Raw genomic sequence first — 12576 nt, 5'->3', positions numbered from 1 at the left:
GCTTAAAGGGCGGTCTCGCCGCGCTCCCCGGTGCGGATACGGATGACGTCTTCTACCGGGGTAATCCAAATCTTGCCATCGCCAATCTTGCCGGTATAAGCGGCATCCACGATGGCGTCAATGAGCTCTTCCACCTGGTCATCAGCGGTCAAAACTTCTAGTTTCACCTTGGGTACAAAGTCCGTCGCGTATTCGGCGCCGCGGTAGACCTCGCTGTGCCCACTCTGTTGCCCAAAGCCCTGGCTTTCGGTCACTGTAAGGCCGTGTACATCCTGCTGTTTTAATGCCTCCCGGATATCCGGCAGAGTAAACGGCTTAACGATGGCGGTAATTAGTTTCATTTAATCCTCCTGAAGAAAAGTATAAGTCGGCGGCCAGGTGCGGCGCGGATATGCTGCGTTCTAGTCTAACCCCGCACAACTTCCGAATGTGCCCGAATTACAGTTGCAGCCGGTAAATTAAGGCTGGATCCGCTGCTGTACGCACCGCATCTGCCCAAAAGAAACGCGGGCCGTACATCCTCCATGGAGAAAGTACGAACCCGCGCTGCACACTAGGGAAAGATAACCCTAGATTTCGTCTTCATCAGCGTAGACGGTCTGAATTTTCTCATTATTGTGTTTGGCGTGTTTAACGTCAGTAACCGCAACACCGTAGATGGAACGCCCCAGGTAGAACGAACCCACCGAGCCGATAATCCAGACACCAAAGCACGCGATGAGGCCCTTGATAAGGAGGCCGAGTGAAAAGCCATCCTGCCCAAAATCCACCACTAGCTTGGCGAGGATAATAAGCGGCACCGCCAAACCCACGGTCGGACCCATCAGGTTGGCACGGGTCAAGGCATCCGGTGCGCGCCACAAGGAGACCACGGTTGCCACCACGAGGATCGTGGCCACAATGAGCAGAACCGAAGCAATAATCTCGTATACAGCCATGGCTTATCGCCGCCCTTTCGAAATAATGCGGGCCATAGACAAGGTCGGCAAAATACCGGCAGCGATGGCGCCAATCAGGGCAATGTCATAGGCCAATGGGGCATTATTGATCATTGACCAACCGAGGTACATGCAAATCATGCCGTAAAAGACGATGTCTGACATCACCGCGCGGGTGAGCTCGTCACGGGTGCGCAGCGCCAATAGCACCCCGCACCAGGCTGCCCCGCCCATGATGAACACGCACACCAGTACAACCCAACCGAATGGGGACAATGTTGCAAAATCAATCATCGGTCGGTCTCCTTTCTGCGTTGAATTTTCCGGGCGAGGTGCTTGGGCTTTTCGACGTCCGCCTGGCTCTCCGAAAGCGGAGTGTCCTCCGCCCGCGCGAGATCCGGTGAGCGCATATAGCGGCCGAGCGTATCCAAGGGGAATTCGTAGAAAGCCTCATCGAGTTCCGTCGTATCCCCTTGCCCAGGCACGCCATAGTCGATGCTCTTGACGCGCGGGGCCAAGTGCTCTTCCATATCCGCCAAGTCAGCCACAATCGCCGCAGGATCGGAACCCTGGACCGCTTGTACTAGCACGATGCGGGGCAAGCCCTTCCGCGGTGGTTCGCGGAGCCCCAAGGACAGCGTGCCAGGGGTAGCGGTGATTGACGAGGTGAACCAGAAGATCTCCCAGGCGCTGGTAACGCGCAGCGGATACCGGATGATGACCGGGTGGTATTCGTTATCGGGCTTAAATGCTGACATCGCCAGGGTGAACCCAGCAACGAAAATTTCTTTGATGAGCCAGAGTGCATAGGCTACGGCATGCATTTATCGGCCCTCCTGAATGTCATCGATATTAGGTAGTGCGGCTGAGTCATCGTCCAAGATGGTGTCAGTATAAGCCGTCGTGTCCAGCAATTGGTCTGCTGCGGTTTCCACCGCATCAATGACCACGCCGGAGAAAATAAACATGCCCAGCGAGACCAAGATGAGCGCTGCAGAAGGCGCCATCAATTTCTTGCGAATGATGAGCTCATCGGGAACCTTGTCCGAGGGCAAATCGTGTCCCCAGAATGCTTCGCGCCAGACGCGCAACATCGCCAAGAATGCTGCGAAGGAGGCGATGATGATGGCGGCAATCGCAATCCAGGCCCAAGCCCCGCCATTGCGGGCGACCTCGAAGACGATCATGAGCTTGCCCCACATGCCGGAGAATGGCGGGAAGCCCACAACGGAGAAAGCACCAGCGGCAAAAATCCAGGCGATAATGGTATCGCGGCGCGCGAGGCCAGATAGCTTGGTCAAGTCACCCGTGCCGTAGGTCTCTTCGATGGCACCGGAAGCCAGGATCAACGAGCCAACGGTCACCATGTGGTGAATCGTGTACATGATACCGGCGGCTAGGGCGCGGCTTGGGTCCTCCGAGGTAAAGGCCAGCATCACCAAGATGAACGGCATACCGTTGAGCATCTGGTAACCCAACACGCGCCGAATGGTCTTTTCGGTCAGGCCACCAAACGCACCGATCATCATCGAGATCAGCATGAGGACGATGATGAGCACGTTCCACCGCTGCTCAAGATCGAAAAGCTGCACGTACAGCCGGTAAAGCATGTACACAGCAACCTTCGTGTGCAAGCCGGAAAAGAGCCCCATCACCGCCGCCGACGTTCCAGGATAAGTACGCGGCAGCCAGGACTGCACTGGGAATACGCCAGCCTTGGCGGTAATCGCAATGAGAATAATGCCCGCAGCGACGGTCACCGGACCGTTGCCGGCGGCGGCCCCCTGCAGGGCGGCCAAGTTAACCGAGCCGGTGACGGAATAGATATAACCGACACCAACCACCAGCAGCGTGGAGGCGAAAAGGTTAACGAGGACGAACGCGCGACCAGCTGCCAGGCGCGACCACGTACCAGACATGGTGATAAGGCCGTACGACGGCAGCAGCATGACCTCAATGAATACGAAGAAGTTAAAGAGGTCAGCGGTCAGGAGCGCACCGCACACACCGGTGATAAGAATCAGCGTGAGCGAAGGGTAATAACGGGATTTAGTCTCCCCGCCCACGATGGCGAACCAGTTGGCGCCAAAGGCAACGATCATCGTGGTGATGATCATCAGCGCGGAGAAGGCATCCGCCACGAGAGGAATACCCACATTGCCTACGTAGAGGCCCACGGTATGCGCCACTACCCCATTGTTCATGGTGTAGATCAACAGCCCCAGGCCGGCGAAGACACCGACTCCAGGGATGATGAGCATGATCGCATCGCGGACGGCGCGCCACGGCGCCAACAAGGCAAGAGCCGCGGCAATGAGGGGAATTGCCGGGAAAAGCGGAAGAAGTTGGGCTACAACATCAGCCATTATTTTTCATCCTCCTTCTTCCTCTGTACCCCGCGCTCAGCCACAGGGGTGTCGTGGTCTACTCGGCCAATGCGATCGAGCTCATTTGTGGATTCTTCCAAGATTGCTCGATTCTGGGCATCGCGGCCCAAGGTAGAAAATGCGTGGTCGATGGTGTTGTCATCGACGGGTTCCACCACATCGGTGTCATCGTTTTTGCCCATTGCAGCCATGGTCAACAGGATGGTCGAGGTTGCCATGGAGATAACAACTGCCGTTAGAACGAATGCCTGCGGTAGCGGATCGGCCATCTGGTCATGGGGGACTTCCGAGGGAAAGGCTTCACCTCGGTAGGAGTACACGCCAGTGGCCAACAAGGTCAGGTTGGCACCGTGGCCGAATGCCATCATGCCCAATACAATGCGGACCAAGCCGCGTTGCTGAATGAGGTAGACGGCGCCACCGATGAGGATGGCGATTGTTAACGCGAGAATCATTACTTCTCCCCTCCTCGGTTGGCGTTAGAACGGCGACGTTGCTTTGTCTTTGTCTTTGCCTCTTTGGGGCTGAGCAAAGCCAGCGGATCCGTCGACGGGTTGATTGGGTCTGGGTACGGATCGTCCGCATCCTCAACGGCAATCCGCGGCGTCGCCGGCAGGGCCGAGTCATCATCATGGACCCATGGCAGGTAGTCCCGCTCGGTACCAGGCCTGAGGTAGCCACCCAAGGCATTGATGGCCATCGTGAGCATACCCAGCACCGCCAGATAAATACCGAGGTCGAAGATGAGGGACGTCGTCCAGTGCTGGCCAAGGGCCTCACCGTGCAAGGCGGTAAGGAAACCACCATTGCCAAAGCCGTCGTGCCAGTAGCCAATAAAGCCTGCCAACAGCGCGGTAATGATGCCAATACCGGTAAGGTGCACGGGGGTCATGCGGCCGAAGACAATTTCATCGGAGCCGCGGGACAGGTAGGTAAGTCCGATGGCCGCACCCATGATGAGCGCAGCTGGGAATCCACCGCCGGAAGAATTGTGTCCGCGGAAGAACACGATGACGGACATGATGATGAGCAAAGGAATGACAATATTGATTCCCTTGCGCAGCGGCACGGAGTTCAGCTGTGACTGGCCGAACGGCGCCGGGCGCGTGCCCGAGCTGAACGGGAAGCGCGGCAGCGTGGTGGTAATGGCTGCGATAACGACGGCGGCCATGCCCAGCACGGACAGCTCGCCCAAGGTATCGAGTGCACGGAATTCCACGATGATGGTGGCCACGACGTTATCGCCACCCGTGATATCCGGTGCCTTGTCGAGGTACCACAGCGCCAGGTCCGAGCGTTCGTGCCGGCCCATCAGGCCCCAGACTCCGAGGAAGGCCGCAACACCGGCCAATACGGCGATGACGATGGAGCCCACCCTGCGAGATTTATCCGTAACCGGCTGGAAGGTCTCTGGCAGGTAACGCAGCACCATCATCATGACGACCACAGACAGTGCTTCCACCATGAACTGGGTAAGTGCCACGTCCGGTGCACCCAAGAGGAACATCTGCAAGGTAACGCCTGTACCCGCAATGCCGATCATGACGGCGCCGGTAAGGCGGTTCTTGGTGCGCACCAGCCCGAATACGGACAACGCAATAATGCCCAAAGGCAGAAGGTCCCACGGGTTGTCTAGCCCATCGACGCGCGGTTGCAGCGGTACGCCGTCGACTCCCTCGCCGAACAACGTAGTACCAGCAAGAACAATAACCACGATGACAATCGGCAAAATGTGGCGAGACGGATTGTGGGAATCGGACATTTTGCCCAATACCTGGCCGAGCTTGGCGCAGCCATCTTGCAGGCTTTGCAGGAGCTCGTTGCCGCTGCGCGGCATGAAGTTGCGTCCCTCGAAAGCCGGCCACATCTTCTTGCGGACAAAGATGGCCGCAATTCCGGCTACCAGCACGAGGATCGAAATGATAAATGGCACGTTGATTCCATGCCATACCGCAAGGTGAGCATGCGTTTCCATGCCCACGGCGCCAACGGCATGCTCCAAAGGCTCATCGAAAATGCCCAGGACGAAGACGAGCGGCAGGGACATAAAGCCCGGTAGCGCTGCAGGAAGCCACAGGGAAACTGGGGCTTCGTGGACATCGTCCATGGACCGTGGCCCATCGAAGAATGCGCCGAAGACGATCTTTGCAGAGTAGGTGAAGGTAAAGAAGGCACCGATTCCTGCCACGGCAAGCAAGATTGCTTGGCCTGCGCCGCCAATGGGGGCATCCTCAAAGGCAGTGAGCATGCCTTCCTTGGACACAAAGCCCAGCAGTGGAGGTACCGCAGCCATGGATGCGGCGCCGATGACTACAGAGCCAAACGTCCACGGCATCTTATTCCACAGCGGGCCAAGGCGTCGGATATCGCGCGAACCTGCTTCATGGTCAATGACGCCGATGAGCATGAACAGCGAGGACTTGAAGAGCGCGTGTGCCAAGGTGTGTACCAGTGCCGCACCGATGGCGAATGGGGTGCCGACACCGATAGTGGCGACAATCCAACCCAGGTGGGAAACGGTGGAATAAGCGGTCAGCTTCTTCAGGTCCGTCTTTTGTACCGCGAAGACTGCGGACATTACCGCCGTGCCCATACCGACGACGATGAGCACCCAGTTCCACACCGCGACGTCGTAAAAGATCGTGGAGAAGCGAATGAGCAAGTAGATGCCCGCCTTGACCACGGCCGCGGCGTGTAGGAACGCCGAGACTGGCGTAGCGGCGGCCATGGCTTCTGGCAGCCAGAAGTGGAATGGGAATTGAGCGGACTTGGTAAAGGCAGAAGCCGCGATTAGCACGGCAACGCTTGCGGTCACACCTGGACGTTCATCCCATACCGAGGATGCGAGAATCTCAGAAATGGTGGTCGAACCGGTGGTCACTGCGGCAATGCCTAATGCCGTCAATAGCGTAAGGCCACCGATAAACGTCAAAATTAAGGTGCGCTGGGAGCCTGCCTCTCCCCCAGAGCCAGAACGCGCGATGAGCATGAAAGATGCCAAGGAGACAAGCTCCCAGGCGAGGAATAGGACAACAACGTCATTGGCCAGAACCAGTAACAAGATGGACAGCGTGAATGCCGTCATCAGTGTATAAAAGCTCGTATTTCCCTCGTTTTTAGGGAGATAAGCTGCCGAGTACGTCAACACGACAGCGCCAATGACAAGAGCCAACATGGCGAAGAAGATGCTCAATGCATCTCCACGCAGAGCGAAACTTACGTCAACCCCCGGTGCAATAAAATCGCGTACCCAGGTGGCTTGGAAACTGAGTTCCTCCCCCGCTGCAATGGCAGAAAAATCCCTAGCAATGAGCACCGCTGCAATGAGAAAAAGGCCAGCTAATGGATAGCCTGCCTGTCGGTCCATGACCTTTACGGTCACCGGTGCCAAGATCACTGCCAATGCCGCAAGGAGGACAGCAAAAAGTAGCGTCACGAAATACTTGCCTCACGAACCTTGGTCTTGGATTGGTGCGAATTTCGCACCGAATCACTAAATACAGCCCTACCAGATTACCATTGCTCACCAACCCAATCCAGATCACAGTAATTCAGGGCATCCCATGCTCGCGGGGCATACATGCACGGCACATCGGCGAGAGAAAACTCCCCAGCGCCCGCGGCTTTCTCGCTTTTGTAAGCAGCCGGGGTCCTGGGGAGTTATCTAAGCCGGTTGAAGGAGTCCCTATTTCTCGCCTAACAAGGCATCGACAAATCCTTCGACTTCGAATGGTGCAAGATCATCGGCACCCTCACCCAAGCCCACAAGCTTGACTGGAACACCCAATTCTTCTTGCACCTGGAAGACGATGCCGCCCTTCGCCGTGCCATCCAGCTTGGTAAGCACCACGCCGGAAATATCCACAACCTCGCGGAAAATGCGTGCCTGTGCCAGACCGTTTTGGCCCACCGTGGCATCGAGGACCAAGAGAACCTCATCAACCTCGGTCTTCTTTTCTACAACGCGCTTGACCTTGCCCAGCTGATCCATCAGGTCGGTCGAGGTGTGCAGGCGGCCGGCCGTATCAACCAAAACGACATCGACCTGCTGCTCCACACCGGTGGCCACGGCATCAAAGGCCACGGAGGCAGGGTCTGCGCCTTCCTTGCCGCGTACGGTTTCGGCGCCCACGCGGCGCCCCCACGTTTCTAGCTGATCGGCTGCTGCGGCTCGGAAGGTATCTGCCGCACCCAGCAATACGCTGTGGTCCATCGATACGAGGACGCGGGCGAGCTTACCGGTGGTGGTGGTCTTACCGGTGCCGTTAACGCCCACGACCATCACGATGGCCGGCTTGCCGTCATTAGGCATCGCGCGAATGGAGCGATCCATTTCTGGGTGGCAGGCCTCGATGAGGCATTCACGCAGCATCGCACGTGCTTCTTCTTCGCTCGACACGCCACGCTCAGCGATCTTGTCACGCAAAGAATCGGTGACCTTCATCGTGGACTTGGTGCCAAGGTCCGCCATGATGAGGGTATCTTCGATTTCCTCCCAGGCGTCTTCATCCAGATCACCGGCGGAAAGGATCCCCATCAGTCCTTGGCCGATGGCGTTCTGGGAACGAGAGAGGCGGCCGCGCAGTCGGCCGAGGCGGCCTCCCGCCGGAGCAATGTCCTCGGTGGGCTGGCCCGTCGCGGCAGGCTCGCCATCTGGTACAGGCGTTTGTTCCTTGGCCGCTTCCGCCGCATCCGTTTGTGCATCGGCTGCAGCTGCGGCTTCTTCGGCTTCCTCGTGGTTATCGACGCGTTCTTCGATCTGGTCTGCGTCTTTATCATCTACCACCGCGTCAAAGACTGGCGATTCATCTTCTACCTCGGCGGTCTCGACGGATACAACGTCTTCTGGGGCTTTTTCTTCATGGTCCGGCTCGCCGCGTTCGCCTGCGCTCGCTGCCGCAGGTTTCTCGGCAGCAGCTGGGGCGGATTGCTCGCTGCCCTTTGCTTCTTTTTCTTCTGCTTCCTTCTCACCAGAAGCAGGTGTGGAAGCCTGCGCGGAATCCGGCTTATCAGATTGATCCTCTGCCTGATCTGCAGGTTCCTTATCTGCATCATCTGCGGCGGATTCCTGGCGGTCACCAGAGGCTGCAGCAGCAGCGGCGCCGACTCCCCCAGCTGCGGCCGTACCGGCAGCACCCTTATCTTCGGTCTTATCCGCGGCAGGCTTGGACTTGGCTTCCGGAGTGGAAGCAGACTCGGAATCGGCCTTAGCTTCATCGCCAGCGCCGTTGTCTTTTCCTGTGTCCTTATCCTGCTTGGCTGCCTTTTCGGGTGCAGTGCCTTTATCCTTAGCCGGTGCAGATCGCTTGGCCGCCGGCGGCTCTTCACCGTTGAGCTGGGCGTTTGCGATATCGGTAGCGCTCGGCTCCGCTTTCTCCGAAGGCGCCGGCTGCTGCTCCTGCTTAGCCTGCTGTGGCTTCTCCTGCGCTACCTTCTCGGGTTCTTTCGCGCCCGCTGGGGCAAAGTTGAAGCCAGACTTCGCCTGGTAATTGCCGGACTTTTGCTCTTGGGTTAGCTGCTTTGGCTCTTCTTCCTTGGGTTTCTCGAAAGAAACCTTCTTGGACTCACCGCGCTTTTTGCCAATTGCAATAAAGACGACAATCAGCACAATGACAACGATTGCTATGCCGATCCATAACCATAAAGAATTCATGCCTCTATAGTGCCAGCCTTTCGGGCTTGCGGCACATAAGGGAGGGGAAATCTTTTATTCCGTTGATTGCGGCGCATCAACTCCAAGCCGCGTTGCATCCTGGCTTGCTTGCTCGGCTCCCGGCGCGAGTCCGGCTGGATTCATGCGCTGGGAAATGACCCGGGTGATGCCATCACCGCGCATGGTCACGCCATAAAGGACGTTGGCCACATCCATGGTGGGTTTTTGGTGCGTGATGACAATAAGCTGGGAATCCTTCCGCAACTCCTCGAATAAGGCGATGAGCCGGCGCAGATTGACATCATCAAGCGCTGCCTCGACCTCATCCATGACATAGAACGGGCTGGGGCGTGCGCGGAAGATAGCCACGAGCATGGCCAGTGCGGTAAGGGATTTCTCACCGCCGGAAAGCAGCGACAGGCGCTTGACCTTCTTACCGGGCGGGCGGGCTTCTACCTCGATGCCGGTGGTGAGCATGTCTTCTGGCTCGGTAAGGATCAACCGGCCCTCTCCACCCGGAAAGAGGGTATTGAATACCTTGGGAAACTCTGCTTCCACATCCCGCCAGGCATCGGTAAACAGCTGCAGGATCTGCTTATCCACGTCCGAAATCACCCCGGCGAGATCCTTCCGGGCTTGGATGACGTCATCGAGCTGGGTGGACAGGTAGCTGTATCGCTCTTCCAGCGCCTTAAATTCTTCCAAGGCCAAGGGATTAACCTTGCCCAGCGAATTCAGATCCTTTTCCGCCTGCTGCAGCCGCGACTTTTCCGCGCTGCGGTCAAAGTCTTCGCCCGGGGTGAAATCGCGCAGCAGGTCAGCGATGGCGATGCCCAGCTGTTCGCCAATCTTTTTCTCCGCTTCATCCAGGCGCACCTGCGCCTGCGAGCGCGCCAGTTCTGCTTCATGCGCCCGCGCGGTTAGCCGGTCGCTATTTTGGCGTGCAGCCGAGACCGCCTGCTTGGCCTGCTGCAATTGGGAATTTAAGGAGTTGCGCTCGTGCAAAAACTCATCGCGCTCAGAGGTGGCGCGGGTTAAGAGTTGGTTCGCCCGCGCGGCCAAGTCCTGTGCGTGTCGTGCCACTGTAGCGGCCAATTGGCCCTGTGCCTTGCGGCGGGCCATCGCCTGTTCATGGCGGGCCTTCGCTTGGCGTTCGTGTTGGGCCTGGCGCCGCAGATTATCAGCCTTGCCGGCAACTTGGCCCACGCGCTCTTGCGCCGAGCGGGCGGCAACTTGGGCCTCCATTTCCATGGACTTTACTTCTTCCAGCGCGGCCGAGGCGGCATCCCTATCTGCGGACGAGGGCTCGTCTGGTTGATCGTCGGCGTCGACGCGGGCGAGCCTATCGCGGGCATCGGCAAGCTCTTTATTGGCTTTCTGCAGCCGCACCTCAATCTCGGTGGCGCGCTGGGCGGACTTTTCCAGCTCCGCTTTATTGGCCTCGTACTGCTTTTCCAAGCGGTGGTGATCGCGCTTCCAAGCATCAACCTCGGTATCGTGCTCCCGCAAAGCTGCCTTCGCGGACGCGGCCGTCACGCGGGCATCTTCGGCAGCAATCCTTGCTCCCTCCAGGGTGCCGGAGAGCTCGTCCAGGGCCTGATTGGCTTGCTCTAGCTCCTCTTCGGCCTCCGCGATGCGAGCGGAAACCTCCACGGTAGACGAGGATCCGGTACCGACCTCGACCCACCCTTCGCCAATGACGACGCCCGAAGCGGTCACGGCGCGCAGGCGCGGATCATCGGAGACGAGGCGCCGGCCGTGGGCAATATCGGGGACGAGGACGACATCGGCAAGCAGCCGGTGCAATGCCGTCGAAACCGCAGGTTGGACCGTTATGTGATCCAGCAGCCAGGAGGTCTGCGGCGGAAGATCGGCATCGACGCGCCACGAGCTTGCAGGCGCGGTCGCTGCCGCATCCAGCAGCGCCGAGCGCGGGCCCTTCTCCAAATCCGCAATCAACCCTTCGGTCAGCTGACCCGCCTGTGCTTCAGCGAAGGTGCCCAAGGCGGCCGCAACCGCTGACTCGTAGGTCGTAGAAATGTATGCGGCCAATGGCTGGAATTCCTCACCTACCTCGACCGGCTCAGGGATAGTCTGGGATAGCGTATCGATGCGGGACCGCAGCGTATAGACACTGCGCTCGCGCTCGCGCTGGGCATCGCGGAGCTGGTCCAAGCGCTTATCGGCAGCGCCCGACTCGCTGGCAGCCCGCGTATGCGCTTCCTCCAAAGGCTGGCGCTCCGCAGCATAATTATCCAGCTTCTGCGCTACCTCAGCGGCTTCTGCCTGCGCGTTCTGAGTGCGTTGCTGCAGCGAGGCCACGGCCTCTTCTTGCCGCGCCAATTCCTCTTCCGCGCTGGCCACCTGCCCCGCGGCCTTTTCCTCGGCGGCAAAAAGGCGCACGACGCCCTCGCGGCGGTCCGCAATAGCGCGCACCTGCGCCATATGTTCGTGCTCTGCGGCCTCGAATGCTTGCCGACGCTCCGCTACTTCCTCCCGGATGCTTTCCAACCGCTCCGCAGCTTCTTCTGCCGCTTCCAAGAGCTCCTCGTGCTCCTCGTCCGCGCGCGTCGCCTTGGCCTCAAGATCATCCGGATCCTGGCCGGCATAGGCGACCTGGGACCCGGCATTATCCGCCCTCTCCTCTGCGATGCGCTGGGTCGCCGCAATGCGCTCGGACAAGGTGGAGAGATCAAACCACAGTTTTTGGGCGGCTTCCGCTTGCGGATTGACCTCCTCTAGCTGGGTTTCCAGCTCCATTTGGTGCTCGGTCGCCTCTTCGAGCTGCGCCGTGGTCTCTTCCACCTGGGTGGATAGGGCCGTCGCGGTCTGCTCGGCAGCGGAAAGCTTTTGCCGCAAGCCGACGATGCGGTCTCCGGCCAAGCGCAGGCGCGCATCGCGTACATCTGCCTGCACTGTTGCCGCGCGCTGGGCGGCTTCTGCCTGCCGCGCCAAGGGCTTGAGCTGTTTTCCCAGCTCATCGGTCAAATCTTGCAGGCGATCCAAATTGGCCTGCATGCCCGTAAGTTTGCGCTGGGCTTTTTCTTTGCGGCGGCGGTGTTTGAGGACGCCGGCGGCTTCCTCGATATAGGAGCGGCGATCCTCGGGGCGCGATTCCAGGATTTCAGAAAGCTTGCCCTGCCCCACGATGATGTGCATTTCCCGGCCAATACCGGAATCAGAAAGCAGTTCCTGGATATCCATCAACCGGGCCTTCGCCCCGTTGATTTCGTATTCGCTCGCGCCGTCGCGGAACATGCGGCGGGTCACAGAGACCTCGGAGTACTCGATGGGCAGGGCACCATCGGCATTATCGATGGTGAGTGTGACCTCGGCCCGGCCCAATTGCTTGCGGTCGCCTGTCCCAGCGAAGATGACGTCTTGCATCTTGCCGCCGCGCAGGGTTTTCGCGCTGGCCTCTCCCATGACCCAGGCAAGGGCATCGACCACGTTGGATTTGCCGGAGCCGTTCGGGCCGACGACGGCGCAGATGCCCGGCTCAAATTTGAGAGACGTCGCCGACGCGAATGACTTAAAGCCTTTGAGCGTCAGCGATTTCAGGTGCATTTGGGATAGTCTAGCAAGCCGTTAAGACACG

General features: G+C 58.8%; 9 protein-coding genes. All 9 read right to left on the bottom strand.

Translation table 11 applies throughout. The annotated features are described in order from the left end of the window. Window positions 1–2: 2 nt before the first annotated feature. Window positions 3–341 (bottom strand): P-II family nitrogen regulator, encoded by a 339-nt coding sequence (locus ABRP88_RS00860; RefSeq protein ID WP_023022932.1) that lies wholly within the window; start codon window positions 339–341, stop codon window positions 3–5. A 228-nt stretch (window positions 342–569) separates the two neighbouring features. After that, window positions 570–938 (bottom strand): Na+/H+ antiporter subunit G, encoded by a 369-nt coding sequence (locus ABRP88_RS00855; protein ID WP_005283678.1) that lies wholly within the window; start codon window positions 936–938, stop codon window positions 570–572. Between the two features lie 3 nt (window positions 939–941). After that, window positions 942–1232 carry a cation:proton antiporter gene (locus tag ABRP88_RS00850; protein ID WP_005278611.1) on the bottom strand — a complete coding sequence of 97 codons (291 nt, stop codon included), beginning with the start codon at window positions 1230–1232 and terminating at the stop codon, window positions 942–944. Continuing rightward, window positions 1229–1762, bottom strand: a complete 534-nt coding sequence (locus tag ABRP88_RS00845; protein ID WP_005278609.1) for a monovalent cation/H+ antiporter subunit E — start codon at window positions 1760–1762, stop codon at window positions 1229–1231. Before ABRP88_RS00845 ends, ABRP88_RS00850 begins: the two co-directional genes overlap by 4 nt. Then, complete coding sequence (locus ABRP88_RS00840) at window positions 1763–3304, bottom strand: monovalent cation/H+ antiporter subunit D family protein (protein WP_284851452.1); 1542 nt, start codon at window positions 3302–3304, stop codon at window positions 1763–1765. Continuing rightward, window positions 3304–3780 carry a sodium:proton antiporter gene (locus ABRP88_RS00835; RefSeq protein ID WP_349835746.1) on the bottom strand — a complete coding sequence of 159 codons (477 nt, stop codon included), beginning with the start codon at window positions 3778–3780 and terminating at the stop codon, window positions 3304–3306. The genes ABRP88_RS00840 and ABRP88_RS00835 overlap by 1 nt, the downstream gene beginning before the upstream one ends. After that, window positions 3780–6761: a DUF4040 family protein gene (locus tag ABRP88_RS00830; protein ID WP_349835745.1), complete on the bottom strand. Its 2982-nt coding sequence runs from the start codon at window positions 6759–6761 to the stop codon at window positions 3780–3782. The genes ABRP88_RS00835 and ABRP88_RS00830 overlap by 1 nt, the downstream gene beginning before the upstream one ends. A gap of 249 nt (window positions 6762–7010) precedes the next feature. Then, complete coding sequence (ftsY, locus tag ABRP88_RS00825) at window positions 7011–8978, bottom strand: signal recognition particle-docking protein FtsY (protein ID WP_349835743.1); 1968 nt, start codon at window positions 8976–8978, stop codon at window positions 7011–7013. 54 nt (window positions 8979–9032) lie between these two features. After that, a complete protein-coding gene (gene smc, locus ABRP88_RS00820; protein WP_349835741.1) occupies window positions 9033–12545 on the bottom strand; it encodes a chromosome segregation protein SMC in 3513 nt (1170 codons plus the stop codon). Window positions 12546–12576 lie beyond the last annotated feature (31 nt).

This window comes from Corynebacterium sp. KPL2734, from assembly GCF_040225595.1.
Taxonomy (GTDB): domain Bacteria; phylum Actinomycetota; class Actinomycetes; order Mycobacteriales; family Mycobacteriaceae; genus Corynebacterium; species Corynebacterium rhinophilum.
Note: the sequence above shows the minus strand (reverse complement) of the source record. Positions and strands in the feature narration are given on the sequence as shown.